Below are 25,593 nucleotides of genomic sequence, written 5' to 3'. Positions count from 1 at the left end.
TCAGAGCAGCTCCGGCGTGAGGTCGGGGCCGTCGCCGAAGGCGGCGTCGTCGTCGAAGGGCCACACCGGCCCGCCCAGGCCGGTGTGGCGCAGGCGGCGCAGGTCCTGGTCCACCCCACCGGGCGTGAGCACGAGCATCCAGTCCTCGGCCATGTCGTGGAGCTCGGTCTCCAGGTTGCCGATCTTCACCACCACGACGTCGGTACCGCGCGGGTCCAGGCCGATCGCCGTGAAGTCGGACTCCAGGTGGTACGGCCGGCGGCGCTCGGTCAGGACCACGCGCAGCCCGCTGGCGGCCACGACGCACACGATCCCCGCCAGCGGGTCGTCCGTGCGCACGTGCTCGACCACGCCGCGCAGCGTGACCGGCCCGTGCGGACCGGCGTCGACCCGGGCCCCGGCCTCCACCTCGACGGTGGCGCCCACACCGGCGTCCGCGACCGCGCGGGCGGCGTCGGCGTCGGGCAGGGCGGCGTAGATCGCGGTGCGGCCGCCCAGGGCGGGCTCGGCAGCGAAGGCGGGCTCCGCGAGGAGCCGCGCGAGGGTCCAGGTGACGTCGCCCGCCCCGCCGGCCATGGGGTTGTCGCCGGAGTCCGACAGGACGAACGGCCGCGCGTCGCTCGCCAGGACCGCCCGCAGGCACTCCTCGTACGTGCCGGCCGGGGCGACGAGCTCGAACTCGTCGCGCGCGTCCCAGTACCGGCGCGCCAGGCGCGCGGCCTCCCGGGTGATGACGGCGTCGTCGTCGCCCATGACCACGACGGCGGCCCGGCAGCGCGGCTCGTCCGCCCACGCGTACCCGACCCAGAGCGAGGCGTCGAGGACGCCGTCGAGCTCGCCGACCCGCGCGACGTCCTCGTAGATGCCCTTCGCGGGCTCCAGCCGGGTGCTCGTCCGCTCCCCCGGCAGCAGCACGGGCACCTGCACCCAGGCCTTGCGCGGCCGGCCCGCCCCGTGGACGCGCCGCAGCAGGTCGGTGGCGGCGCGCTCGCGCGCCTCGTCCTCGTCCTCGTGCGGGGCCGTGCGGTGGCAGGCGATGAGGTCGACGGTCGCCGCGAGCTCCCGCGACACGTTGCCGTGCAGGTCCATGGACGCCGAGACCAGGCAGTCCGGCCCGACGGCGGCGCGCACCGCCCGCGCGAGGTCCGCCTCCGCGTCGGTGTACCCGAGCACGGCCATGGCCCCGTGGATCTCGAGCAGCACGCCGTCGAACGGGCCCTGTGCCTCCAGCGCCAGGCCGATCTCGGTGCGGACCGTCTCGTAGACGTCCGTGAGGACGGCGCCGCCCGGGAGCGCCCCGGCGCGCAGGATCCCCACCCACTCGGCCTCGCGGCGCAGGGCCGTGCCGTCGCGCAGGAACGGGTACCGCCGGACGAGCTCGTTGCCACGCAGCAGGGTGAACGCCTCCCAGCCCGAGCGGTGCGGGGAGAACGTGCTGGACTCGATGGCCATGCCGCAGATCGCGATCCGCGGTCTCTGGTGGGTACGGGTCACGCGCGCAGTGTAGGCGGGGCGGGTTACCGGTTCGTACCCGTTCGTCCCTGGCGAAACCAGCCCGTACCCGTCCGGACGCGACAGGACCTCGGGTCACCGGGGTGACCCGAGGTCCTGTCGGGGTGCCTGCGCGACGGGGTCAGTCGTCGCCGCGGTCGTCGTCGGCGTCGTCCGGCGTGTTGTCGGCCGGGCTCTGGTAGTTCGCGTCGTCCGGCGAGTCGGCCGACTGCGCCGAGCCCGCCGTGTCCACCGCCGACTCGTTCGGCGAGTCCGCCGACTCCGGCGACGGGTCGTAGTTGGCGTCGCCCGGCGAGTCCGCGGACTGCGCGGAGCCAGGGGTGTCGACGGCAGACTCGTTCGGCGAGTCCGCCGACTCGGGCGACGGATCGGCGGCGGCCGCGCCGTCGTCGGCCCCGGTGCCGCCCGACAGTGCGACGGCGTCGGAGGACGCGGTGTGCGGGGCCGGGTCGTTCAGCGCGGCGGCGGTGCTCGCGCCGGCGATGCCGAGCACGGCGGCCGTCCCGACGACGACCCAGCGCTTCTTCATGGACGAGGGGTTCATCTGAGTGCCTCCCGGTTTCTCCTGGCACCTCGGTCGGGTGCCTGCTGACCACGAGTCTGCCCCGCCCGGATGAGGCGACGAGGAGACGAGGATGAGACGGTTCTCATGTCCTGACCGACCCCGGGTCAGCCGCGGAACCGGTAGCCGGCGCCCCGCACGGTCTCGATGTGGTCGGCGCCGAGCTTCTTGCGCAGGTACCGCACGTACACGTCCACCACGTTGGACCCGGGGTCGAAGTCGTACCCCCACACGCGCGACAGGAGCTGCTCCCGGGACATGACCTGGCCCGGGTGCTGCAGGAACACCTCCGCGAGCGCGAACTCACGCGCGGACAGCTCCACCTCCCGCCCGGCCACGGTGGCGGTGCGGGTACGCAGGTCGAGCCCCACGCCCCCGTGCTCCAGCCGGTCGGACGGCGCGGCCTCCCCCGCCGCCTTGCGCAGCCGCAGCCGGATCCGCGCGAGCAGCTCGTCGAAGCCGAACGGCTTGGACATGTAGTCGTCCGCCCCGCCCTCCAGGCCCGCGACCCGGTCCGACAGCGAGTCCCGCGCCGTGAGGATCACCACGGGGAGCGTGGAGCCGACGTCGCGCAGGCGCTGCAGCACGGTGAACCCGTCCAGCACGGGCAGCCCGATGTCCAGCACCATCAGGTCGTAGCCGCCCGACATGGCGTGGCCGAGCGCCGAGGCGCCGTCCGCGACCACCGTGGGCTGGAAGCCGTGCGCCTTGAGGCCCTTGCGCACGAACTGCGCGATGCGCTCCTCGTCCTCCGCGATCAGGATCTGGTTCACGCCGCCTCCTCCGCCGTCTCGCGCCTGGTCTCGGGCGGGACCGCCCGCTGCCCGGGCCCGCCGAGGGGCCACGTCATCACGAAGCGCGCCCCACCGCCATCAGACCGTTCCACCACGACGTCGCCGCCGTGCCCCTGCGCGATGGCCCGCACGATCGCCAGCCCCAGGCCCGAGCCCGAGGCGCCGCCCGTGTCGCTCCCCCGCGCGAACCGGTCGAAGATGCGCTCCGCCTCCTCGGGCGGCACGCCCGGCCCGGTGTCGCGCACCCAGAGCCGCACGGTGCGGCCGGACGGGCCGTCGTACACCTGCGTGCCGATGCCCACCTCGTCGTCGGCGCCGGTGAACTTCACGGCGTTGTCCGCGAGCTGGAGCACCGCCTGGGTGAGCCGGTGCGCGTCGCCGGCCACCTCGACGTCGGCCCGCGCGTCCACCACCCAGCGGCGGGCGCCCAGCGCCCGCGCCTTGTCGTGCACGTCGTCCGTGAACCGGCCCAGGTCCACGGGGGCCAGGGTCACGAAGTCGGACCGCTCCGCCTTGGCGAGCAGCACGAGCTCCTCCACGATCTGCCCCATCCGCGAGGTCTCGTCCAGCAGCAGGTCCCGCGTCTCGCGGACGTCGGCCGGGTCGTCGGGGTCGAGCACCTCCAGGTGGCCGCGCAGCACGGTCAGCGGCGTGCGCAGCTCGTGGCCGGCGTCGTCCAGGAACCGGCGCTGGGTCTCGATGGCCGTCGACAGCCGGTCGAGCATGGTGTTGAACGCGCCCGCCAGCTCGCCCAGGTCGTCGTCGGTCGCGACGGGGACGCGCTGCGACAGGTCCGTCTCGGTCACCCGCGTCGCGGTGGCGCTGAGCTGGCGCAGGGGCCGCAGCAGGCGGCTGACCACGAGCCAGGCGAACAGCCCCAGCAGCACCAGCGCCACGGAGCAGACGATCGCGTAGGTGCGCATCACGGCGGTCTCGGCGGCGAGCGACCGGTCCAGCGCGGACGCCATGACGTACGCGCCCACCTCCTGCCGGTCGGCCACGGTCACCGGCACGACGACGAACCACACCCGGCCGATCTCGGTCTCGATCTCCTGCTCGACGGTCGTGGCCGAATCCGGCGTCAGCCCGGCGACGACCTCCTGGACCACCGGGTCGTCCGCGACCACCCGGCTGAACGTGGGCGGGCTGGACTGCTGGTGCTGGCCGTCGAGGTAGCTCACGAACATCTCGTTGGTGCCCGGGACGTTGCGCTCCATGGCGACGCTCATCAGCCGCCCGGCGCCGCGGAAGTCCTCGCCGGTCTCCGGGTCCACGCCTTCTTTCGCGAGCCGCTGCAGCTCGCCGATCTCCTGGTCGAAGTCCTCGGAGATGTCGTCCATGATCTGCTGGGACTGGATGGCGTGGGTGAGCAGCCCGGCCGCGAGCAGCCCGATCGCGGTCACCGCCACGACCACCGCGACCACCTTGGCCCGGACCGAGGGCCGGCGCAGGCTCATGCGTGGCCCACGCCGGCGGCCGCGAGGCGCGAGCCGTCGAGCCAGGCGGCGACGACGTCGAGGCGGCGCGAGGTGGCCGCCTGCCAATGCCGCTCCTGCACGCGGTGCGGGCCGGTGGCCAGCGAGAGCAGCACGCCCGCGACGCGCGCGGCCAGGTCGCTCCGGTCGGCGCCCCGGCTGCCGGGTGCGGTCACGAACCCGGCCGCGTAGTCGGCTGCGAGCCGGTGCATCCGCGCCGCGCGGGCCACCTGCTCGGCGTCGGAGCCGCCCACGAGCGAGAGCACGTCCAGGTGGGCCACCAGGCAGGCGAGGTCGTCGGCCCGGTGCCCCGGACCCGCGGAGTCGACGTCGAGCAGGCCGGTGACGTGCCCGTCGGTGAGCATGATCTGCGCCTCGTACAGGTCGCCGTGCGTCGGGTCGGCCCCGACGCCGCGCTCCGCGAGGCGCTCCGCCACGGCGCCGGCCAGGTCGCTCGCGCGCCCGGCCTCGGCCGGCAGGGCCGCGCCGATCACGCCCGCGTAGTGCTGCGCCGACTCGCTCCAGGCCGGGCGGCGCGGCAGGTCGCGCACCTCGGCGGGCAGCCGGTCGAGCAGGTTCAGGATCTCCGGCGGGGAGGGGATGCGGCCGCCGTCGCGGACGGCGGTGCGCATCTCGGTGCCGCGCAGCGGGGACAGCACCAGCAGGCCGTCGTCGGACCAGCCGAGCGGGCGCGGCACCGGCAGCCCGGCCCGGGACAGCAGCGCGTGCCGCTGGTGCAGGTCCGCGACCTTGCGGGGCCGCAGCACCTTGAGGAACACCCGGGACGACGCCGCCGTGGCCTCCAGCACCGCGCGCCGGGTGGGCCGGTACGCGCGGACCTTGAGCTCGGGGTGGGCGCGCTCGCGTGGGCCCACGCCCAGCCCCGCCAGCAGCTCCTCGACGGCGGCCGGGTCGAACGCGCGCGGCAGGGCCGGCAGCGCGGGGTCGCCGGGGAACCGCCAGACGGCGACCGTCGCGTCGCCGTCCGACAGCGTGACCACGCCCGGCTTGCGCCCGTCCCGCGCCCGTCCCACGCTCGCGCCCAGCGTCTCGGAGCGCTCCACGCCGTTCCAGCGCACGGTGGCGCGGTAGGCGACGGTCGTGGTCGAGCCGGGGCGGTGGTCCACCTGCCGCACCCGCCAGTCGACCAGCTCCCCGCCCGCCGTCGCCACGGCGGCGTCGAGGAGCCCCGCGGCGGACTCGCCGGTCAGCAGATCGAGGTGCGTGGTCATCACGTCATCCTCGCAGCCGCTACCGGCGAAAGCCCTTCGATTCGGATGAGAATCCTCTAACCGACGGGCCGCGGGGCTCCTCGTACGGGTGTCGTCAGGCGCGCAGCTCGCGGTACTTCGCGATCAGCGCCGCCGTCGACGGGTCCTGCGCGGCGAGCGCGGCCTCGTCGCCGGCGACCGCCGGGGCGATCTCCAGCGCGAGCTTCTTGCCGAGCTCCACGCCCCACTGGTCGAACGAGTCGATGCCCCACACGACGCCCTGCACGAACGTGATGTGCTCGTACAGCGCCACGAGCTGGCCCAGCACGGACGGGGTCAGCGCGGGCGCCAGGATCGACGTCGTCGGCCGGTTGCCGCTGAACACCTTGGCCGAGACCAGGTCCTCGGCGACGCCCTCGGCGCGCACCTCGTCGGCCGTCTTGCCGAACGCGAGCGCCTTGGTCTGCGCGAAGAAGTTCGCGAGGAACAGGCCGTGCACGTCCGCCCCCGCGGCGACGGCGCCGCCGTCGCCCACGGCGTCGGCCAGCGGGTAGGCCGGGTTGGCCACGGCGATGAAGTCGGCCGGGATGAGCCGCGTGCCCTGGTGGATGAGCTGGTAGAACGCGTGCTGGCCGTTGGTGCCGGGCTCACCCCAGAAGACCTCGCCGGTCTCGGACGTGACGGGCGTGCCGTCCCAGCGCACGGACTTGCCGTTGGACTCCATGGTGAGCTGCTGCAGGTACGCCGGGAACCGGTGGAGCTGCTGCGCGTAGGGCAGGACGGCGTGCGTGTGCGCGTCGCGGAAGTTCACGTACCAGACGTTGAGCAGGCCCATCAGCGCCGGCACGTTCTGCTCGAACGGCGTGGTGCGGAAGTGCTCGTCCATGGCGTGGAAGCCCGCGAGGAAGTCGGCGAAGGCGTCCGGCCCGATCGCCACGGCGAGCGAGGTGCCGATGGCCGAGTCCACGGAGTAGCGGCCGCCCACCCAGTCCCAGAACCCGAAGGCGTTGGCGGGGTCGATGCCGAACGCCTCGACCTTGTCCAGGGCCGTGGAGACGGCGACGAAGTGCTTGGCGACGGCGTCCGCGCGCCCGTCCTCGGAGTCCTCGATGGCGCCGGCGGCGACCAGCGAGCGCCACAGCCAGTCGCGGGCGAGCCGCGCGTTGGTGAGGGTCTCCAGCGTGCCGAAGGTCTTGGACGCGACGATGAACAGCGTGGTGGTCGGGTCCAGGTCGGCGGTCTTCTGCGCGACGTCGGTCGGGTCGATGTTGGAGACGAACCGCACCTCCAGGCCGTCCTGGACGTAGGGCTCGAGCGCCTCGTACGCCATGACGGGGCCGAGGTCGGAGCCGCCGATGCCGATGTTCACGATGGTCCGGACGGCCTCGCCGGTGACACCGGTCCACTCGCCGGAGCGCACCTGCTCGGCGAACGCGTAGACCTTGGCGAGCTCGTCGGCGACGTCGGCCGTGACGTCCTGGCCGTCCACGGTGAAGGGCTCGTCCGAGGGGCGGCGCAGCGCGGTGTGCAGCACGGCGCGGTCCTCGGTGACGTTGATGTGCCGGCCGGCGAACATCGCGTCGCGGTGCTCCGCGAGGCCCACCTCGTCGGCGAGCGCGAGCAGCGCGGCGAGCACGTCGTCGGTGACCAGGTTCTTCGACAGGTCGACGTGCAGGTCGCCGGCCTGGTGGCTCAGCCGGGCTGCCCGCTCGGGGTCGGCCGCGAACCAGCCGCGCAGGTCGGGGTCGAGGTTCTTGGAGAGCTCGGTGAGCGAGCCCCAGGCGTTGGTGGTGGTGGCGTCGACAGGCACACGGGCCGGCTCTGAGGTCATGGCTCAACCGTAGTGCGGAGGGCGCCGGCCGCAGCCTCGGCCAGTGTCTGATCCGTCACCTCGTAGCCGGCGTCGCCCCCGCCGCCGGGCCCGCCGGCGTCGGCCACGGTCCTCTTCGCGGACAGGTGCACCGCGTCCACGCCCACGCCGACCAGGGCGGGGATGTCGGCGGCCGTCACGCCGCCGCCGGCCATGATCTCGATGCCCAGCTCCGCGCTGCGCTCCACCAGGGCCGCCAGCCGGTCCAGGCCGTCGGCCGCGCGGGCGGCGCCGCCGGAGGTCAGGACGCGCGCGACGCCCAGCTCGGCCAGCACGTCCAGCGCCGCGAGCGGGTCGGGCACCACGTCGAGCGCGCGGTGGAAGGTCACCTCGGCGTCCTCGGCGGCGGCGACCAGGTCGCGCGTGCGTGCGACGTCCACCGTGCCGGACGGCGTCAGCGCGCCCACCACGACGCCGTCAGCGCCCGCGTCGACCGCGAGCACCACCTCGCGGAGCATGAGCTCGTGCTCGGCGGGCGAGTAGACGAAGCCACCCGGCCGCGGGCGCACCAGCACGTGCACCTCGAGGATCGGGGCGCTGTCCGACGACGGCACCACCGCGGCGGCGTCGATCACCGCCTCGAGCAGCGCGGCGCTGGGCGTGATGCCGCCGGTGGCGCCGAGCGCGGTGCAGAGCTCGACGCGCCGGGCGCCGACGTCGGCTGCGATCACCGCCCCGGCCGGGTCCTGGACAGCGAGCTCGAGAGCGACACGTGAGGGCACGTGCGAAAGCGTAGCCGGGCGCGGCGCGGCCGTTCGCCCGCCGTCCCGGGTGCGCAGTGGGTAGGGTCCCATGGCATGGCCATCGATCCCAGTGCGATCCTCCAGGGTCGCGCCCCCGGGCGTGCCCCTGTCGGAGTGATCGTCGGGATCGTCTTCGCGTCCGTCTGCCTGCTCGTGATCCTCGCGTTCGACGCGGTGACGGGCGGGGGCTCGTTCGTCGTCGGGCTGCTGCTGGCGCTGCTGCCGGTCGCCGTCTGGCTGCCGCTCGTGCTGGCGCTGGACCGCCTGGAGCCCGAGCCGCCGAACGCCCTGATCTTCGCGTTCCTGTGGGGCGCGGGCGTCGCGGCGCTGTTCGCGAGCATCCTCAACACGCTCGGGCTGTCGCTGCTCACCGAGACCGAGCTCACGGGCGAGGAGGAGGGCTGGTACGTCGTCGCGACGTTCGGCGCCCCCGTGGTCGAGGAGCTGCTCAAGGGCGCCGTCCTGTTCGGCATGCTCTGGTGGCGGCGGCAGGAGCTGAACGGCCCCACGGACGGCGTCATCTACGCCGCGATGGTGGGGCTCGGCTTCGCCGCGACCGAGAACGTGCAGTACTTCATCGACGCCCTGGACTCGGACCAGCTCGGGTACGTATTCGTGCTGCGGGCGGTCGTCTCGCCGCTGCTGCACCCGTTGTGCACCGCGATGACGGGTATCGGCGTGGCGGTCGCCGCGCTGGCGGGGCCGGGTCGGCTGCGCCGCACGGCGCCCCTGTACGGGCTGCTCGGCGCGATCGCCCTCCACAGCCTGTGGAACGGCTCCACGAAGTTCGGGCTGGTCGGCCTCGGGTTCGCCTACCTGGTCGGGTTCGTCGTGCTGATCGTGCTGATCGTGATCCTGGCCCGCGACCGGCGCCGGATCGTCCAGCTCATCGAGCACTACCTGCCCCTGTACGGACCCGTCGGCATCATCACGCCCGACGACCTGCGCATGCTGTCCAGCCTGCCGGGCCGCCGCGCGGCCCGCGGCTGGGCCCGGGCGGCGGGCGGCCGCCCGGCCGAGCGCGCGATGACCGACTACCAGCAGGCCGCGACCGAGCTCGCGCTGCTGCACCAGCGGGCCGGCGCACAGCGCGACCTGGACCCGCACGGCCTGGAGCAGCAGCGGCAGTACCTCGTGTGGGTCATGCAGCAGGCACGGGCCGCGTTCATGGCGCGGCTGCCGCACCCGCCGGCGTCGCCGTGGGGCGCGACGGGCTTCCGCCCGCCCGGCCAGGCCTGACGTGTCAGACGTACAGATCCCTCGGGTGACCTGTACGTCTGACACGGGGTGTCAGGCCCCGACGAGGTCCACGATCACCGCGCGGAGCAGCGCCGTGCGGTCGGCGATCCGGTCGACCAGCACGTGCTCGTCGTCGGCGTGCGCGCCGCCACCCACCGCGCCCAGCCCGTCGAGGGTCGGCGTGCCGACGCCGGCGGCGAAGTTGCCGTCGGACGCCCCGCCCACGGCCACGCCGGTGAGCTCCGGCAGGCCCGCCTCCCGCGCCAGCCGCGAGGCCCGCTCGAACAGGTCAGCGGACAGCGCGCGCTCCAGCGGCGGCCGGTTGATGCCGCCCTCGATCTCCAGCGCGGCGCCGGGGAGCACGGGCGCCAGCGCGCGCAGGGCGGCGTCGACCCGCTCCTGCTCGGCGATCGTGCGGGCCCGCACGTCCACCGCGAACGACGCCTCGGCCGGCACGGTGTTGCGCGTGGTGCCCGCCGCGGCGACCGTCGGCACCACGGTGGTGCCGAGCTCCGGGTCGCCCAGCGCGGCGACCGCGAGCACCTGGTGCGCCAGCTCGACCACCGCGTTCACGCCCTTCTCGGGCTCCAGCCCGGCGTGCGCGGCCCGGCCCTTGACCAGCACCTCGTAGATCGAGGTGCCCTTCCGCTCCACCTTGAGGGCGCCGCCGTCGGCCGAGGCCTCCAGGACCAGCGCGGCCGCGGCCCCGCGCGCCTCGTCCTCGATCAGCGCCTGGGACGACGGCGAGCCGAGCTCCTCGTCGCCCGTGACCAGCAGGGTGACGCCGGTGCGGTCCGGCAGGGAGCCCAGCACGTGCAGCGCCATGGCCAGGCCGGTCTTCATGTCGAAGCTGCCGGGGCCGCGCAGCACGCCGTCCGCGATGCCGAACGGGTGCGTCCGGAGCGAGCCCAGCGGCCACACCGTGTCGTGGTGCGCGAGCACCAGCACACGGGTCGGCCCGCCGAGCCGCCACCGCAGGTGGATGCCGAGCCGCTCGGGCTCGACGCCGAGGTGCGCCGTGCCGAGCCGGGCCACCAGGTCGGCGGACCGGGCCAGCGCGGCCGGGTCCGACGACGGCGACTCGCACTCGACCAGCGTCCGCAGGTCCGCGATCAGGGCGTCGGTGTCGGTGTCCGGGCGGGCGGGGGTCTCGTGGAAGGGCATGGGGGCACGGTATCCGGCCAACCCGACGTGTCAGACGCTCGATCGCGAGACGTGGTCAGAGCGAGAGCAGCCGCAGCACCAGGGCAGCCGCCGAGAGCAGCATCAGGGCACCCGTCGGGCCCACCCCGGCCCAGTCCTTGGCGCGGACGTGCGTGACGACGGCGCCGAGGAAGTACAGGACGAAGCACGCGGTCGCGGCGATGCCGATCGGCGCCCACCAGATCCCGGCGAGGGTGCCGAGCGCGCCGGCGACGAGCAGGGAGCCGAGCACGGGGATGAACCGCCGGGGCACACCGAGCTTCGTGGTGAGCGGCTCGACGACCTGCGGGTTGCCCGTCAGCTTGCCGTATCCGCTGAACGCGGTGGCCAGGATCAGGAGCGACGAGACGATGACAGATGCGACGAACACGGGTCCTCCGGGGACGAGAGCCGGGCGGGGCATCACGAGACACGACCGGCGAGAGAGTGCGCCCCGTCCGGGGCGCCCCCGGAATCGTGCGGCACCCGCCACGCCTTGCCAAGTGGCGGGTTAGCAACTCACTATTGGTAAGTGACTTCCAGGACGACGGCGGCGGACGCCGCGGGCTCCCCGTACGAGGCGCCGGTCGACGAGCAGGAGTGCCAGGAGTTCCGGCAGACCATGGAGCTCGCCGGCCGGCGCTGGTCCGCCGCGATCCTCTACGCGGCCGTGGCCGGCGCCCGCCGGTTCGTCGAGTACCGCCGCGCCGTCCGCGGCATCTCCGACCGGCTGCTGACCCTGCGCCTGCGCGAGCTGGAGCAGCAGGGGTTCATCGCCCGGGAGGTGGTGCCGACCATGCCGGTGCAGATCCTGTACTCGCCCACCCCGGCGGGCGCCGAGCTGGTCGCCGCCATGCAGCCACTCGGCGAGTGGGGCCGCCGGCACCGCGACGTGCTGGAGCGGCGGCTGCCCGACTAGGCCGCGCGCGACGAGGCCGCGCGCGACGAGGCCCGGCTCGGCCGGGCCCGGCGCAGCCCCAGCGCGACGATCACGCCGACCACCAGGTGCTCGGTCATCAGCAGTGCGACCGCCGCCGGCGTGGTGCCGCTCGCGGCCCCGGTGAGCGACACGAGCAGGGCCACGCCGCACAGCACGAGCCACGCCACCTCGCCGCCGCCCTTGGTCAGGCGCGCCACGATCGCTCGCACGCCCCAGCCGGCGAACCCGGCCACGAGCGCGGCGACCGCCGCCGCGACGACGGTCACGGGCTGGGTGGTCGCCCCGGCCTGCGCCTGCGGGTCGACGCCGAGCGCCGCGCCGACGAGCCAGACCGCCACGGCGGCGACGGCGGCGGCGAGCGGTACCGCCCAAGCGGGCCACGGGCTACGGGTCACCAGGTTCTCGGCCATGAGTCCTTCTCCTTCTCGGCGCGTCCGTCGCGCCTGGTCACAGCCTCCTGGCCCGACGGCGTCCGGGGCATCCGTCCGGGGTACCGGGCCGGGTCACCCTTCGGTAGCGGCACCCCCGACCAAGGTCGGTGTCCGAACCCGGGACGCCGTGCGTAGTGTCACCGGCATGACAGGTGACCCGCGGGACTGCCCGCCCGACGACGCCGTGCGCACGCGTCCCCCGCGCAGCACGGTGGTGGTGGCGATGGTGCTGCTCGGGGTGCTGACCCTCGCGACGGTGCTGAGCCGTCAGGCCACCGGCGGCGACGCGCTCCCCCTGGACGTCCTGGACCTGGTGGTCGCGGTGGTGTCGCTGGCGCTGCTGCCCGTGATGTGGGCCCGCCGGTCGGTGCCCGTGGCGCTCGTGCTGGCCGCGCTGTCCGCGCTCTCGCCGGGCGCGACGCCGGCCGCGACGTCCGGGGTGCTGCAGATCGCGCGGTGGTCGCCGCTGCGCACCGCCGTCCTCGTCGCGGCGGCGAGCGCCGTGGCGCACGCGGTGCAGGGCCTGTGGCGACCCCCGGCCTTTCCCTACGGCTGGTGGATCCTGTGCGACGTCGCCGTCCACGCCGCGCTCCTCGGCTGGGGCGCCTACCTGCAGGCCCGCACCCAGCTCCTCGCCGACCTGCGGGCCCGCGCCCGCCGCGCCGAGGCCGACCGGGAGCAGGCGCTGGAGACCGCCCGGTCCGGGGAGCGCAACCGGATCGCCGCCGAGATGCACGACGCGCTGGGGCACCGGCTGTCCCTGCTGGCCGCGACCGCGGGCGCCGTCGAGTACCGGCCCGACGCACCCCCGGAGCAGCTCGCGGCGGCGGCCGGGCGGGTGCGCAGCGGCGCCGCCGAGGCGCTGGAGGACCTGCGCCGGCTCGTACGGCTCCTGCGCGGCGGGGTGGACCAGCTCGCCCCGCCGCCCACGCTCCGCGACATCCCCGGGCTCGTGGACGCCGCCCGCTCCGTGGGCACCACCGTGGTGCTGGAGCGGTCCGGCGACAGGTCCGGCGACCGGGCGGCCGCCGGGCACGACGAGCCCGAGCCGTCGCCTCCCGTCGCGACGGCCGCCTACCGCGTGGTCCAGGAGGGCCTGACCAACGCCCGCCGGCACGCGCCGGGCGCCGCCGTCCGGGTCACGGTGACCACGACGACGGACGAGGTCCGGGTGGTCGTGGCCGACGACGGCCCCGCGCGCGCCGCGACCGGCGAGCCCGGCACCGGGCTGGTCGGCCTGCGCGAACGTGTGGAGCTGCTCGACGGCGCGCTCGAGGCGGGCCGCTCACCTGCTGGTTTCGTTCTGGAGGCGCGGATACCGTGGGCCTGATGGAGACCCGCCTCGTGATCGTCGACGACGACGCCCTGGTCCGCGCGGGCCTGCGCCTCATGCTCGACGGCGCGGAAGGGATCCGCGTGGTCGGCGAGGCCGCCGACGGCGGGGACGTGGCGCAGGTGCTCGACGCGCACCCGGCCGACGTGGTGCTGATGGACCTGCGGATGCCCGGCGTCGACGGCATCGAGGCCACCCGCCGGGTGCGCGCCCGGCCGACGCCGCCCGCCGTCGTCGTGCTCACCACGTTCGACACCGACACCGAGGTGGTGGGCGCGCTGCGTGCCGGGGCGGCCGGTTACCTGCTCAAGGACATGCCGCCGGCGCGGATCGCCGCGGCGGTCCGCGCGGCCGCGGGCGGCGAGCCGGTGCTCGCGCCCGACATCGCCCGCCGTCTCATGGACACGGTCGCTGCCGGGGGCGGTGAGGCCCGGGCGGCCCGCCAGGCCCTCGACCGGCTCACGGGCCGGGAGCGCGACGTCGCGGTCGAGATCGGCCGCGGTTCGTCCAACGCGGAGATCGGACGGCGCCTCTACCTCAGCGTCCCGACCGTGAAGGCGCACGTCTCCAGCGTGCTGGTGAAGCTCGGCGTGGAGAACCGCACCCAGGTGGCGCTGCTGGTCCAGCAGGCCGGCGCGGCCTGAGGCCACAGGGTCAACCTAGGCCCGCAGCCCCAGGAACTCGGCCACCCGGTCCGACGCCGGCGCGGTGCGCAGCTCCTGCGGCGCCGCCACCTGGAGCAGCCGGCCCTGGTCCATGACGCCGACCCGGTCGGCCACCGCGGAGGCCTCGGCGTGGTCGTGCGTCACGAACACCGCCGTCGTCCCGGTCTCCACGAGCGCGGCCCGCACCTCGCCGGCCAGGCGTTCGCGGAGCTGCCGGTCGAGGGCCGACAGCGGCTCGTCGAGGAGCAGCAGCCGGGGCCGCGGCGCCAGGGCGCGCGCGAGGGCCACCCGCTGCTGCTCGCCGCCGGACAGGGTGGGCACCGACCGCTGCTCGTACCCGGCGAGCCCCACGAGGTCCAGCAGGGCGGTCACCCGCTCGTCCCGCTCCTGGCGGGTGAGCGGCAGGGTCTCCAGCCCGTAGGCCACGTTGCGCCGCACGTCCCGGTGCGGGAAGAGCTGCCCGTCCTGGAACATCAGCCCGAACCGGCGCTTGTGCACCGGCAGCCCGGCCAGGTCGGCGCCGTCGTACAGCACACGCCCGCCGGCCAGCGGCTCCAGCCCGGCCACGGCCCGCAGCAGGGAGGACTTGCCGCAGCCGCTCGGCCCGAGCAGCGCCACCACCTCGCCGGGCTCGACGGCCAGCGTGACGCCGTCCACCGCCGTCGTGCCGCCGTACCGGACCGAGACGTCCCGGACCTCCAGCCCCGCCATCAGAACTCCCCTCCCGCGCGGTCGTCGCGCAGTCGCTCCGCCACCATCATGACCGTCGCGGTCAGCGCCGCCAGCACCACGGACGCCGCGAGCGCCATCCCGTAGTTCTCCGCCCCGGGCCGCCCGATGAGCCGGTAGATCACGACCGGCAGGGTGGCGCCGTCGGGCCGCGCGAGGAACGACGTGGCGCCGAACTCGCCGAGCGACACCGCGAACGCGAACCCGGTCGCCAGCCCCACCGACCGCAGGGCGATCGGCAGGTCCACCGTGCGCAGCACGCGGCCGGGCCCGGAGCCGAGCACGGCGGCGACCTCGCGCAGGCGGGGGTCGATGGCCCGGAGCACCGGCAGCACGGTGCGCACCACGAGCGGCACGGCCACGACGGCCTGGGCCACCGGCACGAGCAGCCCGGAGGTGCGCAGGTCGAGGCCGAGCACGGGCTGGTCCATGGTGATCAGGAAGCCGAAGCCGACGGTCACCGCGGACACGCCCAGGGGCAGCATGAACAGGCCGTCGAGCGTCCCGACGGCGCGGCGTGCCCCCACGGACCGGGGCCGGCGGGACACGACGAGGGCCACGAGCCCGCCCACGACCAGCGCGATCACGGTGGCGGCCAGCGCGATCCGCAGCGATGTCGCCGTCGCCTCCCAGACCGTGACGACCAGGGCGTTGCGCTCGCCGGTGGTGCCGAGCGCGAGGTAGTTGCCCGGTCCCCAGGAACCGTCGGGCTCGCGGAACGAGCGGGCCACCAGGCCGGCCAGCGGCAGCACGATCAGCCCGGCGACGATCGCGACGCCCGCGAGCGCAGCGGCGACGTCGGCGGGCGAGCGCCAGGACAGGGGGCGTGCCGCGCGGCGCGCCGAGACGAGGTGCAGCGCGGCCTCGCGGCGCCGCCGGGCACGCGCGGAGACGGCGAGGGCGCCCGAAATGACCACGAGCTGCAGGATCGAGAGCACGGACGCCGCCCGCAGGTCCAGGAACTGGGTGGTGCGGGTCCAGATCTCGGTCTCGATGGTCCCGTACCGCACGCCGCCGAGCACGAGCACCACCCCGAACGCGGTGGCGCAGAACAGGAAGACCACCGAGGCCGCGGACGTGATCGCGGGCGCGAGGGAGGGCAGGGTGACGGTGCGGAACACCCGGGCAGGCCCCGCGCCGAGGGAGGCGGCGGCCTCCTCTGCGCGGGGGTCGAGCCGTTCCCACAGCCCGCCCACGGTGCGCACCACCACGGACACGTTGAAGAACACGAGCGCCACGACGATCCCGGCGAGCGACTCCTCGAGCCCGAGGAACCCGAGGGTGCCACCGGGCGCGAACAGGGCGCGGAACGCGACACCGACCACCACGGCCGGCAGCACGAACGGCACCGTCACGAGCCCGCGCGCCAGGGTGCGCCCGGGGAACGCCCGCCGGTACAGGAGGTAGGCGAGCGGCAGCCCGAGCAGCACGGAGAACACCGTGCCCAGCACCGCCTGGGTGAGCGTGAGCCCCACGAGCCGCCAGGTGCGGGGCCGGGACAGCACCTCGGCGAAGCCGGTGAGGTCGAGCACGCCGTCGGGCACGAAGCCCCGCACGACGAGCGCGGCCACCGGCCACGCGAAGAAGACCGCGAGGAAGGCGACGGGGACGACGACGGCCGCTCCCCACAGGAACGGTGCGAGCCGCGGCCCGTGCCCGGGCCGGTTGGTCGGCGTCAACCGACCACTGTCTCGGTCCACCGTTCGATCCACTCGTCGCGGTGCTCGCTCACCTGGGCCGGGTCGACCTCGAACGGGGCCTCGGCCTGTGGCGCGAACTTCTGCCAGTCGCCGGGGAGCTCCACGGCGGAGTCGGCGGGGTACATGTACATCGACTCCGGCAGGGCGGCCTGGACGTCATGGGTGAGCAGGAAGTCCACCAGCGCCCGGGCGCCCTCCTGGTTGTCGGTGCCCGCGAGCACGCCCGCGTACTCGACCTGCCGGAAGCAGGTGTCCAGGAGCGCGCTGGTGGTCGACTCCGCACCGTCCTCGCTCACCGTGAAGGCCGGCGACGTCGCGTACGACAGCGCGAGCGGACGCTCGCCGCCCTCGCCCGCACCCGAGAAGTCCACGTAGTAGGCGTCCTCCCAGGAGTCGGCGACCTTGACGCCGTTGTCCACCAGGGACGTCCAGTAGTCCTCGAACCCGTCCTCGCCGAACGCCCCGACGGTCGCCAGCAGGAACGCGAGGCCCGGGGACGACGTCGCCGGGTTGGTCACCACGAGCAGGTCCTCGTACTGCGGGTCGGCGAGGTCCTCCAGGGTCTTCGGGACCTCGAGACCGGACTTCTCGAACCAGGCCTCGTCGGCGTTCACGCACACGTCGCCCTGGTCGACGGGCGTGAGCGCACCGCCGAATTGCTCGGCGCCGTCGGGCAGGTCGGCGGGCGTGTACTCCTCGACCACCCCGGCGTCCAGGGCGCGGGAGGCGAAGGTGTTGTCGATGCCGAAGACGGCGTCGCCCAGCGGCGCGTCCTTGGTCAGCACGAGCTGGTTCACCAGCGTGCCGGCGTCGCCCGCGGCGCTGACCTCCACCGTGGTGCCGGTCTCCTGCTCGAACTGGTCGATCAGCTTGTCGTCGAGCGCCCACGAGTCGTGGGTCACGAGCGTGACGGTCGCGGCGTCGTCGCCCGAGCCGGACGCGTCGTCGCCGGAGCCCGTGCCCGAGCAGCCCGCGAGCAGCAGCGCCGCCGACAGCGTGCCCGCGATCGTACCGGTGGTGATGGTGCCCCTGTGGGCACCGGAAAGACGCAACATCGTGCCTCCGACTTCCTCCGCCGGTGTCAACCGGATCAGGTTCAAGGGTCTGCGGCTTTCCGCACTCTCAGCGCCGTGGGGGCGCTCCCCTGTCGTTTCCATGCAGCCTAGTCGGCCGCCGGGCGCTACGGTGAGGAGATGGCCCAGATTGAGACGGAACAGACACTCGGCGAGAAGGTCGGCACTCTCGCCCTGACGATCGCGGCCGGCTGGGTCGCGCAGAAGGCGGTCAGCATGATCTGGAAGGGCGTGACGGGTAACGACGCGCCCAACAAGCCCGACGACCCGGAGCTGGACCTGCTCCAGGCGACCGTGTTCGCGGCCGTCGCCGCCGGCACCGCGGTGTTCGCCAAGCGGATCGCCGCCAAGGGTGCGCACCGTGCGGCCCTGCGGATCGCCGCGCGCCGCTCCGCCGTGTGAGGGCATGACACCCTGGTGCCGTGAGCTTCACGCACCTTGACGACCGCGGCCAGGCCCGCATGGTCGACGTCACCGCCAAGCAGCCGACCATCCGCTCGGCCACGGCCTCCGGCCTGGTCCGCTGCACCCCTGCCGTGGTCCAGGCGCTGCGAGACAACACCGTGCCCAAGGGCGACGTGCTGGCCGTGGCCCGGATCGCGGGCATCGCCGCCGCCAAGCGGACGCCCGAGCTGCTGCCGCTGGCCCACGTGATCGGCGTGCACGGCGCGGCGGTCGACCTGGAGGTCACCGACGACGGCGTCGTCGTCACCGCGACCGTGCGCACCGCCGACCGCACCGGCGTCGAGATGGAGGCCCTGACCGCGGTGTCCGTGGCGGGCCTGGCCGTGATCGACATGGTCAAGGGCCTGGACAAGTCGGTCTCGCTCGCGGACGTGCGCCTGGAGCGCAAGACCGGCGGCAAGTCGGGCGACTGGGTGCGTGCCGAGTGATCACGGTCCGCTACTTCGCCGGCGCCCGTGAGGCCGCCGGGCGCGCCACCGAACAGCTCGACGGCCCGACGTCGGTCGCGGCCCTGCGCGGCGCCCTCACCGCCGCCCACCCGGGCCTGACCACGGTGCTCCCGCGGTGCGCGCTGCTGGTCGCGGGCGCCCGCACCACGGCGGACGACGCCCCGGTACCGGACGGCGTGACGGTCGACGTGCTGCCGCCCTTCGCAGGCGGCTGACGCTCCGGCGGCCACCTGAGCCGCCGCTGAACCCCTGGCTACGCCGCCGGGGCGGGGTGGTCGCCGCCCTCGAGCTGGGACCGCACGTGCGGCCACAGGGCGAGCACCACGTCGAGGCCGTCCTTGACTCCCCCGGACGAGCCGGGCAGGTTCACCACGAGCGCGCGCGTGCCCCCGGAACCGCGGGCCACGCCCACCAGCCCACGCGACAGCACGGCTGTGTGGATCCCCGCGGCGACCCCCCGCTGCCGGACGGCGTCGGCGACGCCCGGGACCTCGTAGTCCAGGACCTCGCGCGTGCCCTCGGGCGTGAGGTCCCGGGGCGTGATGCCCGTACCGCCGGTGGTGAGCACCAGACGCGCGCCGGCGTCGAGCGCGGTCCGCAGCACGTCACGGACCGGCTCGACGCCGTCGGGCACGAGGTGGGTGACCAGGTCGGTGAACCCCGCCTCCCGCAGGAGGCGCACCGCGGCGGGGCCGGAACGGTCGTCGGCCTCGCCGCGGGCACAGCGGTCGGAGACGGTGATCACCGCTACCTGGTCGGACGTCATGCCGACACGCTATCGGCCTCCGGCTCCTGCGCCTTCTCGGGCGCGGGCTCGAGGGCCGCGGCCTTGCGGTGCGCCCGCACCGACCAGGCGACGGCGGCGGCCCAGGCCAGCCAGATGACCACGTAGACCGGGATCTTCACGGCGTCGGAAGCGGCGATCCAGTCGCTGTTGAGCAGCGTGCGCGAGTTGGTCAGCACGATGACGCCGCCCACGAGCGAGCCCAGGATGCGCGGCGGAACCAGGCGCACCAGCCAGGCCGCGATCGGCGCCGCGATCAGACCGCCGATGAGCAGGGCGAGCACCCAGGTGAAGTCGATGCCCTCGCCGGACAGGCCGACGAAGAAGCCGACGCTGGCGGCCACGGCCACCAGGAACTCGCTGGTGTCGATCGAGCCGATCACCTTGCGTGGCTCGAGCCGGCCGCTCGCGAGGATGGCGGGTGTGCCGACCGGGCCCCAGCCGCCGCCACCGGTGGCGTCGAAGAAGCCGGCCACGAGGCCGAGGGGTGCGAGGAACCGCTTGCGCAGCGGCTTGTCCGAGCGGGTCGGCAGGCCCTGCACCGTGAAGCGCAGCAGCACGTAGAGGCCCAGTGCGAGCAGGATCACCGACATGACCGGCCCGGCGACCTCCGTCGACAGCGACGAGAGGAACGTGGCGCCCGCGAACGCGCCGATCGCGCCGGGGATGCCGATCTTGGCGACGACCTTCCAGTCCACGTTGCCGAAGCGCCAGTGAGAGGCGCCGGAAGCGAGCGTGGTGCCGATCTCGGCGAGGTGCACCGTGGCCGACGCCGCCGCGGGGTTGGTGCCGATGGCCAGCAGCAAGGTGGTGGAGGTGACGCCGTAGGCCATGCCCAGACTGCCGTCCACCAGCTGCGCGCCGAGGCCGACGAGCGCCAGCAGGATCAGGGTTCTCATGGTCGTGACCTTCCAGGTCCGGGGGGATACGACACGAGGCCCTGCACGATCGGGCCCCCTGCCAAGGTATCCACCTAACCCGGTCGGAAACAATGACCATCTCATAGGTCGGATAAGTGTGCATCGAAAGGGGGGGTGAAAGCCCTCCGTCCGATCAGAGTTCAGCCGGGCGCCGTCCGCCCTGCGAAATACCGGACGCCCTGCGAGATCAGGAGTTGGACCAGGCTGACTCGCCCTCGGTCAGCGCGCGCACCTCGTCCGGCAGCGAACCGCTGACCAGGTCCGCGAGGGTGACCGTCTCCAGCACCGCGCGGACGTTGGCCCGCAGGGCCACCCAGACGTGCAGCAGCGGCGCGGCCGCGCCCTGGAACTCCAGGTCGGACGGGCGGTTGCCGCGCACGAAGACCAGCGGCCCGTCCACCGCCCGCACGACGTCGGCGATGGTGATCGCGTCGGCGGGCCGGGCCAGGCGGTACCCGCCGCCGGCGCCGCGGTGGCTGGTCACGAGGCCGTCGCGACGCAGGTCGCTCAGGATCCCCTCCAGGAAGCGGTGCGGGATGTCCTGCGCCCGGGCCAGGGACTCGGCGCGGACGGGCCCGTCGTGATCGGCGGCCGCCAGCTCGGCAGCTGCCCGGACGGCGTAGTCGGCTCGTGCGGAGATCCTCATGGGTCCATTCTCCCCCGGCCGCCGGACCAGCCCGCCTCAGCTCCGCAGATCAGGGCTGAACATCGCTTAGCAATACGCGAACGCGGTGCTAACGTCTCGTTCGTGCCGCACATGAGGATTCGAGAGGCCGCCGCCTATCTCGGCGTCAGCGACGACACGGTACGTCGCTGGATCGACCGCGGCCTGCTGGGCGCCCGCACGGACGACGCCGGCCGCAAGGCGGTCGACGGTTACGAGGTCGCCATGGTGGCCCGGGAGCACGCGTCGCCACCGAGCCTGCCGCCGGGACTGCGCAGCTCGGCCCGCAACCGGTTCGTGGGCCTGGTCACCGACATCAAGGCCGACGCCGTCATAGCGCAGGTCGAGCTGCAGTGCGGCCCGTTCCGCGTGGTCTCGCTGATGAGCAGCGAGGCGGTGCGCGACCTCGGCCTGGAGCCGGGGTCGGTGGCGGTGGCAGTCATCAAGTCGACGAACGTCGTCATCGAGACCGAGAACCAGACGGGAACCGCATGACCGGGTACACGCACCGGGGCCGCGCGTCGGCCCGGATCGTCGCGGCCGGCGCCGTCGGCCTGCTGGCGGCCGGCGCGCTGACGGCGTGCGGCACGGGGCCCGGGACGGGTGGGACCGCCGACGCGGACGACGCCGCGGACCGCACGCTGACCGTCTACGCGGCCGCGTCGCTGACCAGCACGTTCGAGCAGATCGCCGAGGAGTTCGAGGCCACCCACGACGGCGTCGACGTGGAGCTGTCGTTCGCCGGCTCGTCGGACCTTGTGGCCCAGATCCAGCAGGGCGCCCCGGCCGACGTCTTCGCCTCCGCGGACACCGCGAACATGGACAAGATCGTTACGGACGACCTGCAGGCGGGGACGCCCACCGACTTCGCGTCGAACACCCTGATGATCGCGGTGCCGCCGGGCAACCCGGCCGGCGTCGCCTCGCTCGCCGGCCTGGCCGGCGACGACGTGCACCTGGTCGTCTGCGCGCCGGAGGTACCGTGCGGGGCCGCGACCGAGCGGGTCGAGGAGGCCGCCGGGCTGACGTTCTCCCCGGTCAGCGAGGAGCAGAGCGTCACCGACGTGCTGAACAAGGTGATCACCGGCGAGGCGGACGCGGGCCTGGTCTACGTCACCGACGTCCGCGGCGCGGGCGACAAGGTCGAGGGCATCGAGTTCCCCGAGTCGGAGAGCGCGGTCAACGTGTACCCGATCGCCGCCCTCGAGCGGAGCGCGGAGCCCGAGCTCGCCCAGGAGTTCGTCGACGCCGTGCTCGGCCAGGAGGGTCAGCAGGTGCTGGGCGACGCGGGCTTCGCGGCGCCATGATCCCCCGCTGGGTCGCCGCCGTCGCGGCGGTGGGGGCGCTCCTGGTGGTGCTCCCCCTCGCGGCGATGGCGGCCCGCGTCAACTGGGCCGACTTCTGGACCCTGATCACGAGCGAGTCGTCGGTGGCGGCGCTGCTGCTCAGCCTGCGCACGTCCGCGGTGAGCACGCTGCTCTGCCTGGTGGTCGGCGTGCCGCTGGCGCTGGTCCTGGCCCGGGCCCGCTTCGCGGGGATCGACCTCCTGCGGTCGCTGGTGCTGGTCCCGCTCGTGCTGCCGCCCGTCGTCGGCGGCATCGCGCTGCTGTACACGTTCGGGCGCCGTGGGCTGCTCGGCGAGTCCCTGGAGCTGGCGGGCATCCAGATCGCGTTCTCCACGGCCGCCGTCGTGCTGGCGCAGACGTTCGTGGCGCTACCATTCCTCGTGATCAGCCTGGAGGGCGCCATCCGCACGGCCGGCACGCGGTACGACGTCGTCGCGGCCACCCTGGGCGCGCGGCCCACGACTGTCCTGTTCCGCGTCACGCTGCCCCTGGTGTGGCCGGGCCTGCTGTCCGGCACCGTCCTCTCGTTCGCCCGGTGCCTCGGCGAGTTCGGCGCCACCATCACGTTCGCGGGCAGCCTGCAGGGCGTCACGCGCACCCTCCCGCTGGAGATCTACCTGCAGCGGGAGACCGACCCCGACGCCGCCGTCGCCCTGTCGTTCGTGCTGGTGGCGGTCGCCGTGCTCGTGATCGGCCTGACCCGGCGCAGCAGGAGCGCCCTGTGAGCCTCTCCCTGTCGGCACACCTGCCCGAACGCGACGTCCAGGTCGACCTCGAGGTCGCCGACGGCGAGACCGTCGCCCTGCTCGGCCCCAACGGCGCCGGCAAGTCCACGCTGCTCGCGATCGCCGCCGGGCTGCTGCGCCCGCAGGACGGCCGCGTCACCCTCGACGACCGCACCCTCACCCACGTCGAGGCCGGCCGCACCCGCGCCTGGGTGCCGCCGCACGCGCGCCAGGTGGCACTGCTGGCACAGGACCCGCTGCTCTTCCCCCACCTCTCGGTGCGGCACAACATCGCGTTCGGACCGCGTTCCCGCGGTGCCTCCCGCCGCACGGCTGCCCTCGAGGCCGACCGCTGGCTGGACCGCATCGGCCTGCCCGACCTCGGCGGACGCCGCCCGTCCGCCGTCTCCGGCGGACAGGCCCAGCGCGTTGCCGTGGCCCGGGCCCTGGCCGCGGAGCCGCGGCTGCTGCTGCTCGACGAGCCCATGGCCGCCCTGGACGTGGACGTCACGCCGGCGCTGCGGCACCTGCTCCGCGAGGTCCTCGCCGACCGCACGGTCGTCATCGCCACGCACGACGTGCTGGACGCTCTGCTGCTCGCCGACCGCGTCGTCGTGCTCGACGGCGGACGCGTCGTCGAGCACGGGCCCACCCGCGAGGTGCTGTCCCGGCCGCGCAGCGCCTTCGCAGCGCGCATCGCGGGCCTGAACATCACGCCGGGCACCTGGTCCGCCGACGACGACGCCGTCCGCACCACCGCGGGCGACCTGGTCCACGGCCGCCTGCACGACGACGGCGGGGGCGCCGAGCCGGCCGACCGGGCCGTCCCGGTCACGGGGACGCCGATGGTGGCCGCGTTCCGGCCCGCGACCGTGTCGGTGTTTCCCGCGCGCGCGACCGGTTCGCCGCGCAACTCCTGGCCTGTGACCGTCACGGCGCTCGAGCCGCAGGGTGACCTGGTCCGGGTTCGGGCGGGCCGGCTCAGCGCGGACATCACCCCGCAGGCCGCAGCCGACCTCGCGATCACTCCGGGCGACGAGGTGTGGTTCACGGTCAAGGCGACCGAGGTCGACCTGTACCCGGCGTGATCACTGGGCAGGTATTCCCTGGGCTCGTGTGCTCCGTTGCAGGTGTGCTTCGTTGCGAGCGTGCTGCCCGGGCCGGGCCTGACTCGCGGTCAGGCCCGGCCCGCGTCAGGCCAGGATCTGGCCGGCCTGCCGCGCCGAGGCGGCGAACGAGCCCGTCAGCGGAAGCTCCGGCAGGATCACGGCCTGCGCCGCGTGGTAGACGTCGGGCTTGCCCACCCAGGTGAGGCCGGACGGCTGGTTCTCGGTGTCGAGCTCGTGGTGCCAGGAGCCGTGCTCGCCGTCCACGAGGTACTCCCGGATCCAGGCCCACCACTCGCGCTCGAGCTCGGTGTAGCGGGCGTCCCCGGTGACACGGCCCAGCACGTTCGCCGTGGCAGCACCCTCGGCGGCGACCCAGTGGAAGCGACGGGGCTCGACGGGCGTGCCGGACCAGTCCGTCGTGTAGACGAAGCCGCCCCCGCCCTGCGCGTCCCAGCCGTCCTCGACCGCCCGGTCGAAGAGCGCGGCGGCAGCCGCGGTGCGCACGCCAGGAGTGTTCGCCTCTGCGTCGATCTGCAGCAGCAGCCGGGCCCACTCCAGCCCGTGGCCGGGCGTGGCGCCGTAGGGCTTGAACTGGTCGCGCGGTCGGTCCGCGTTGTACTCCAGCAGCGGGTTCCAGTCGGCGTCGAAGTGCTCGGGGATCCGCCAGTCGTTGGCCTCCGCCCAGGTCACGACCTGGTCGCCGATGGCGGACGCGCGCTCCAGCCACACGGCGTCCCCGGTCGCAGCGTGGGCCGCGAGGAGCGCCTCGACGGAGTGCATGTTCGCGTTCACGCCGCGGTAGTCCGACGCGGTGGACCAGTCGCGCGACCGCTCGTCGAGATGCAGGTTCCGCTCCGGCTCCCAGAACCGCGCGTCCAGCACCGTGAGGGCGTCGGTGAGCAGCTCGGCGGCGCCGGCGATACCGGCCACCTTGCCGGTCGACGCGGCCAGCACGACGAACGCGTGCGCGTACGCCTCCTTCTTCCCGACCAGCTCGTCACCCTCGCCGCGCGCGGCGAGCCAGCCCCCGAACTCGGCGTCGGCCAGCACCTCGCGGAGCCCGGCGATCGCGCGCGTCGCGTACTCCTCGGCCCCGCTCACCCCCAGCAGATGCCCGACGGCGAAGCTGTGCGCCATCCGGGCCGTGATCCAGGTCTCGACAGGGTGCGAGGTGTCGGGGCGGCCTTCGTCGTCGAGCCAGCACGCAGCGCCGTCCGTACGAATCGAGGCCTCGGCGAACCGCAGCAGCGACACGAAGTGCTCGCGACGCCACGCCGCCTCGGTGCTGCTTGCGGGCTGGGTGCTGGTGGAGCCCGCGGCAGTGCGGGTCGAGTCTGCGTTCACACCGCCACGATAGCCGCGGGCGCTGCGCGGCCGGCAACTGGCGCACATGCCGGACGCCGGCGCGGGCCGAGCTGTGGGGTAGCACGCCCCGGCTGCGAATGTCTGTTCCGGAAACTGTCCGGGAATGCAGGTAGGGGGTGGAGCCCAACCCTGACGGGTTAGGCTCCACCCCCTCCTGGGAATGGTTGTCCGGCGGCGTCCTACTCTCCCACCCCGTCACCAGGGCAGTACCATCGGCGCTGTGAGGCTAAGCTTCCGGGTTCGGAATGGGACCGGGCGTTTCCCCCACGCTATGACCACCGTAACACTATCGAGAACAAGCAAACCC

General features: G+C 74.4%; 28 protein-coding genes, 1 rRNA gene and 1 riboswitch. Of the genes, 11 read left to right on the top strand and 18 right to left on the bottom strand.

Going from position 1 to position 25,593, the window contains the following annotated elements:
* From H291_RS0125020 to H291_RS0124990, 7 genes are all read right to left on the bottom strand, one after another.
* Positions 1-1,494, bottom strand: a complete 1,494-nt coding sequence (locus H291_RS0125020) for a M81 family metallopeptidase (RefSeq protein WP_026366111.1) — start codon at positions 1,492-1,494, stop codon at positions 1-3.
* Between the two features lie 139 nt (positions 1,495-1,633).
* A complete protein-coding gene (locus tag H291_RS0125015; RefSeq protein ID WP_020017773.1) occupies positions 1,634-2,056 on the bottom strand; it encodes a hypothetical protein in 423 nt (140 codons plus the stop codon).
* A 125-nt stretch (positions 2,057-2,181) separates the two neighbouring features.
* The gene (locus tag H291_RS0125010; RefSeq protein ID WP_020017772.1) at positions 2,182-2,847 is read right to left on the bottom strand and encodes a response regulator transcription factor; all 666 of its coding nucleotides are present in this window, start codon (positions 2,845-2,847) and stop codon (positions 2,182-2,184) included.
* Positions 2,844-4,325 (bottom strand): sensor histidine kinase, encoded by a 1,482-nt coding sequence (locus tag H291_RS31620; RefSeq protein WP_020017771.1) that lies wholly within the window; start codon positions 4,323-4,325, stop codon positions 2,844-2,846. Before H291_RS31620 ends, H291_RS0125010 begins: the two co-directional genes overlap by 4 nt.
* Positions 4,322-5,575 carry a phosphotransferase gene (locus H291_RS31615; protein WP_020017770.1) on the bottom strand — a complete coding sequence of 418 codons (1,254 nt, stop codon included), beginning with the start codon at positions 5,573-5,575 and terminating at the stop codon, positions 4,322-4,324. The genes H291_RS31620 and H291_RS31615 overlap by 4 nt, the downstream gene beginning before the upstream one ends.
* A gap of 94 nt (positions 5,576-5,669) precedes the next feature.
* Positions 5,670-7,385 (bottom strand): glucose-6-phosphate isomerase, encoded by a 1,716-nt coding sequence (gene pgi, locus H291_RS0124995; RefSeq protein ID WP_026366110.1) that lies wholly within the window; start codon positions 7,383-7,385, stop codon positions 5,670-5,672.
* Positions 7,382-8,146 (bottom strand): copper homeostasis protein CutC, encoded by a 765-nt coding sequence (locus tag H291_RS0124990; RefSeq protein WP_026366109.1) that lies wholly within the window; start codon positions 8,144-8,146, stop codon positions 7,382-7,384. The genes pgi and H291_RS0124990 overlap by 4 nt, the downstream gene beginning before the upstream one ends.
* Before the next feature lie 75 nt (positions 8,147-8,221).
* On the opposite strand from H291_RS0124990, the gene H291_RS0124985 reads away from it, so the two are divergent.
* Positions 8,222-9,406: a PrsW family intramembrane metalloprotease gene (locus H291_RS0124985; RefSeq protein WP_026366108.1), complete on the top strand. Its 1,185-nt coding sequence runs from the start codon at positions 8,222-8,224 to the stop codon at positions 9,404-9,406.
* Between the two features lie 51 nt (positions 9,407-9,457).
* Here the strand turns inward: H291_RS0124985 and H291_RS0124980 are convergent, their stop codons facing one another.
* Both H291_RS0124980 and H291_RS0124975 read right to left on the bottom strand, forming a co-directional pair.
* Positions 9,458-10,570 carry a M20 family metallopeptidase gene (locus H291_RS0124980; protein WP_020017766.1) on the bottom strand — a complete coding sequence of 371 codons (1,113 nt, stop codon included), beginning with the start codon at positions 10,568-10,570 and terminating at the stop codon, positions 9,458-9,460.
* A 55-nt stretch (positions 10,571-10,625) separates the two neighbouring features.
* Positions 10,626-10,979 (bottom strand): DoxX family protein, encoded by a 354-nt coding sequence (locus H291_RS0124975; RefSeq protein ID WP_020017765.1) that lies wholly within the window; start codon positions 10,977-10,979, stop codon positions 10,626-10,628.
* 141 nt (positions 10,980-11,120) lie between these two features.
* Between H291_RS0124975 and H291_RS0124970 the strand changes: the two genes are divergently transcribed.
* A complete protein-coding gene (locus tag H291_RS0124970; protein ID WP_020017764.1) occupies positions 11,121-11,507 on the top strand; it encodes a winged helix-turn-helix transcriptional regulator in 387 nt (128 codons plus the stop codon).
* Here the strand turns inward: H291_RS0124970 and H291_RS0124965 are convergent.
* Entirely contained in the window at positions 11,504-11,938 is a 435-nt protein-coding gene (locus H291_RS0124965) for a DUF6069 family protein (RefSeq protein WP_020017763.1), read from the bottom strand. The genes H291_RS0124970 and H291_RS0124965 overlap by 4 nt on opposite strands.
* Positions 11,939-12,104: 166 nt before the next feature.
* Between H291_RS0124965 and H291_RS0124960 the strand changes: the two genes are divergently transcribed.
* Both H291_RS0124960 and H291_RS0124955 read left to right on the top strand, forming a co-directional pair.
* The gene (locus tag H291_RS0124960) at positions 12,105-13,289 is read left to right on the top strand and encodes a sensor histidine kinase (RefSeq protein WP_232216175.1); all 1,185 of its coding nucleotides are present in this window, start codon (positions 12,105-12,107) and stop codon (positions 13,287-13,289) included.
* Positions 13,289-13,936, top strand: a complete 648-nt coding sequence (locus tag H291_RS0124955; RefSeq protein ID WP_033328024.1) for a response regulator transcription factor — start codon at positions 13,289-13,291, stop codon at positions 13,934-13,936. Before H291_RS0124960 ends, H291_RS0124955 begins: the two co-directional genes overlap by 1 nt.
* Before the next feature lie 15 nt (positions 13,937-13,951).
* On the opposite strand, the gene H291_RS0124950 is transcribed toward H291_RS0124955, so the two are convergent.
* The 3 genes from H291_RS0124950 to H291_RS0124940 form a co-directional block, all read right to left on the bottom strand.
* Positions 13,952-14,668 carry an ABC transporter ATP-binding protein gene (locus tag H291_RS0124950; protein WP_020017760.1) on the bottom strand — a complete coding sequence of 239 codons (717 nt, stop codon included), beginning with the start codon at positions 14,666-14,668 and terminating at the stop codon, positions 13,952-13,954.
* Positions 14,668-16,365, bottom strand: a complete 1,698-nt coding sequence (locus tag H291_RS0124945; protein ID WP_020017759.1) for an ABC transporter permease — start codon at positions 16,363-16,365, stop codon at positions 14,668-14,670. The genes H291_RS0124950 and H291_RS0124945 overlap by 1 nt, the downstream gene beginning before the upstream one ends.
* Positions 16,362-17,441 carry a thiamine ABC transporter substrate-binding protein gene (locus H291_RS0124940; protein ID WP_020017758.1) on the bottom strand — a complete coding sequence of 360 codons (1,080 nt, stop codon included), beginning with the start codon at positions 17,439-17,441 and terminating at the stop codon, positions 16,362-16,364. The genes H291_RS0124945 and H291_RS0124940 overlap by 4 nt, the downstream gene beginning before the upstream one ends.
* Positions 17,437-17,542, bottom strand: a riboswitch (TPP riboswitch). Its footprint overlaps the gene before it by 5 nt.
* Before the next feature lie 37 nt (positions 17,543-17,579).
* Between H291_RS0124940 and H291_RS0124935 the strand changes: the two genes are divergently transcribed.
* From H291_RS0124935 to H291_RS0124925, 3 genes are read left to right on the top strand one after another with little or no spacing between them, the layout of a single operon-like run.
* Positions 17,580-17,861 (top strand): DUF4235 domain-containing protein, encoded by a 282-nt coding sequence (locus H291_RS0124935; RefSeq protein WP_020017757.1) that lies wholly within the window; start codon positions 17,580-17,582, stop codon positions 17,859-17,861.
* A 20-nt stretch (positions 17,862-17,881) separates the two neighbouring features.
* Positions 17,882-18,352 (top strand): cyclic pyranopterin monophosphate synthase MoaC, encoded by a 471-nt coding sequence (moaC, locus tag H291_RS0124930; protein ID WP_020017756.1) that lies wholly within the window; start codon positions 17,882-17,884, stop codon positions 18,350-18,352.
* Positions 18,349-18,588: a MoaD/ThiS family protein gene (locus H291_RS0124925; protein ID WP_020017755.1), complete on the top strand. Its 240-nt coding sequence runs from the start codon at positions 18,349-18,351 to the stop codon at positions 18,586-18,588. Before moaC ends, H291_RS0124925 begins: the two co-directional genes overlap by 4 nt.
* A 38-nt stretch (positions 18,589-18,626) precedes the next feature.
* On the opposite strand, the gene H291_RS0124920 is transcribed toward H291_RS0124925, so the two are convergent.
* The 3 genes from H291_RS0124920 to H291_RS0124910 form a co-directional block, all read right to left on the bottom strand.
* The gene (locus tag H291_RS0124920) at positions 18,627-19,139 is read right to left on the bottom strand and encodes a MogA/MoaB family molybdenum cofactor biosynthesis protein (protein WP_020017754.1); all 513 of its coding nucleotides are present in this window, start codon (positions 19,137-19,139) and stop codon (positions 18,627-18,629) included.
* Positions 19,136-20,056, bottom strand: coding sequence for a sulfite exporter TauE/SafE family protein (locus tag H291_RS0124915; protein ID WP_020017753.1), 921 nt, complete (start codon positions 20,054-20,056; stop codon positions 19,136-19,138). Before H291_RS0124915 ends, H291_RS0124920 begins: the two co-directional genes overlap by 4 nt.
* A 208-nt stretch (positions 20,057-20,264) precedes the next feature.
* Positions 20,265-20,723 (bottom strand): RrF2 family transcriptional regulator, encoded by a 459-nt coding sequence (locus H291_RS0124910; RefSeq protein ID WP_020017752.1) that lies wholly within the window; start codon positions 20,721-20,723, stop codon positions 20,265-20,267.
* A gap of 102 nt (positions 20,724-20,825) precedes the next feature.
* Between H291_RS0124910 and H291_RS0124905 the strand changes: the two genes are divergently transcribed.
* From H291_RS0124905 to H291_RS0124890, 4 genes are read left to right on the top strand one after another with little or no spacing between them, the layout of a single operon-like run.
* Positions 20,826-21,236, top strand: a complete 411-nt coding sequence (locus H291_RS0124905; RefSeq protein ID WP_026366107.1) for a TOBE domain-containing protein — start codon at positions 20,826-20,828, stop codon at positions 21,234-21,236.
* Positions 21,233-22,048 (top strand): molybdate ABC transporter substrate-binding protein, encoded by an 816-nt coding sequence (modA, locus tag H291_RS0124900; protein WP_020017750.1) that lies wholly within the window; start codon positions 21,233-21,235, stop codon positions 22,046-22,048. Before H291_RS0124905 ends, modA begins: the two co-directional genes overlap by 4 nt.
* A complete protein-coding gene (locus tag H291_RS0124895) occupies positions 22,045-22,812 on the top strand; it encodes an ABC transporter permease (protein WP_020017749.1) in 768 nt (255 codons plus the stop codon). Before modA ends, H291_RS0124895 begins: the two co-directional genes overlap by 4 nt.
* Positions 22,809-23,900 carry a sulfate/molybdate ABC transporter ATP-binding protein gene (locus H291_RS0124890; RefSeq protein WP_020017748.1) on the top strand — a complete coding sequence of 364 codons (1,092 nt, stop codon included), beginning with the start codon at positions 22,809-22,811 and terminating at the stop codon, positions 23,898-23,900. Before H291_RS0124895 ends, H291_RS0124890 begins: the two co-directional genes overlap by 4 nt.
* 105 nt (positions 23,901-24,005) lie before the next feature.
* Here the strand turns inward: H291_RS0124890 and H291_RS0124885 are convergent, their stop codons facing one another.
* Together H291_RS0124885 and rrf are read right to left on the bottom strand one after the other, a co-directional pair.
* Entirely contained in the window at positions 24,006-25,265 is a 1,260-nt protein-coding gene (locus H291_RS0124885) for an AGE family epimerase/isomerase (RefSeq protein ID WP_020017747.1), read from the bottom strand.
* 187 nt (positions 25,266-25,452) lie between these two features.
* Positions 25,453-25,569 (bottom strand): 5S ribosomal RNA (gene rrf / locus H291_RS0124880).
* Between the last annotated feature and the right edge of the window lie 24 nt (positions 25,570-25,593).

It is taken from the genome of Promicromonospora sukumoe 327MFSha3.1, assembly GCF_000385135.1.
Taxonomy (GTDB): Bacteria; Actinomycetota; Actinomycetes; order Actinomycetales; family Cellulomonadaceae; genus Promicromonospora; species Promicromonospora sukumoe_B.
This window is presented reverse-complemented; position numbering and strand designations above follow the sequence as displayed.

Bases quoted from the DNA above. Each gene is read 5' to 3' on its own strand.
- H291_RS0124965 (WP_020017763.1), bottom strand. From the start codon at position 11,938: ATGGCCGAGAACCTGGTGACCCGTAGCCCGTGGCCCGCTTGGGCGGTA.
- H291_RS31615 (WP_020017770.1), bottom strand. From the start codon at position 5,575: ATGACCACGCACCTCGATCTGCTGACCGGCGAGTCCGCCGCGGGGCTC.
- H291_RS0124980 (WP_020017766.1), bottom strand. From the start codon at position 10,570: ATGCCCTTCCACGAGACCCCCGCCCGCCCGGACACCGACACCGACGCC.
- pgi (WP_026366110.1), bottom strand. From the start codon at position 7,385: ATGACCTCAGAGCCGGCCCGTGTGCCTGTCGACGCCACCACCACCAAC.
- H291_RS0124915 (WP_020017753.1), bottom strand. From the start codon at position 20,056: ATGAGAACCCTGATCCTGCTGGCGCTCGTCGGCCTCGGCGCGCAGCTG.
- H291_RS0124895 (WP_020017749.1), top strand. From the start codon at position 22,045: ATGATCCCCCGCTGGGTCGCCGCCGTCGCGGCGGTGGGGGCGCTCCTG.
- modA (WP_020017750.1), top strand. From the start codon at position 21,233: ATGACCGGGTACACGCACCGGGGCCGCGCGTCGGCCCGGATCGTCGCG.
- H291_RS0124985 (WP_026366108.1), top strand. From the start codon at position 8,222: ATGGCCATCGATCCCAGTGCGATCCTCCAGGGTCGCGCCCCCGGGCGT.
- H291_RS0124960 (WP_232216175.1), top strand. From the start codon at position 12,105: ATGACAGGTGACCCGCGGGACTGCCCGCCCGACGACGCCGTGCGCACG.
- H291_RS0124940 (WP_020017758.1), bottom strand. From the start codon at position 17,441: ATGTTGCGTCTTTCCGGTGCCCACAGGGGCACCATCACCACCGGTACG.
- H291_RS0124910 (WP_020017752.1), bottom strand. From the start codon at position 20,723: ATGAGGATCTCCGCACGAGCCGACTACGCCGTCCGGGCAGCTGCCGAG.
- H291_RS31620 (WP_020017771.1), bottom strand. From the start codon at position 4,325: ATGAGCCTGCGCCGGCCCTCGGTCCGGGCCAAGGTGGTCGCGGTGGTC.
- H291_RS0125015 (WP_020017773.1), bottom strand. From the start codon at position 2,056: ATGAACCCCTCGTCCATGAAGAAGCGCTGGGTCGTCGTCGGGACGGCC.
- H291_RS0124950 (WP_020017760.1), bottom strand. From the start codon at position 14,668: ATGGCGGGGCTGGAGGTCCGGGACGTCTCGGTCCGGTACGGCGGCACG.
- H291_RS0124955 (WP_033328024.1), top strand. From the start codon at position 13,289: ATGGAGACCCGCCTCGTGATCGTCGACGACGACGCCCTGGTCCGCGCG.
- H291_RS0124920 (WP_020017754.1), bottom strand. From the start codon at position 19,139: ATGACGTCCGACCAGGTAGCGGTGATCACCGTCTCCGACCGCTGTGCC.
- H291_RS0124935 (WP_020017757.1), top strand. From the start codon at position 17,580: ATGGCCCAGATTGAGACGGAACAGACACTCGGCGAGAAGGTCGGCACT.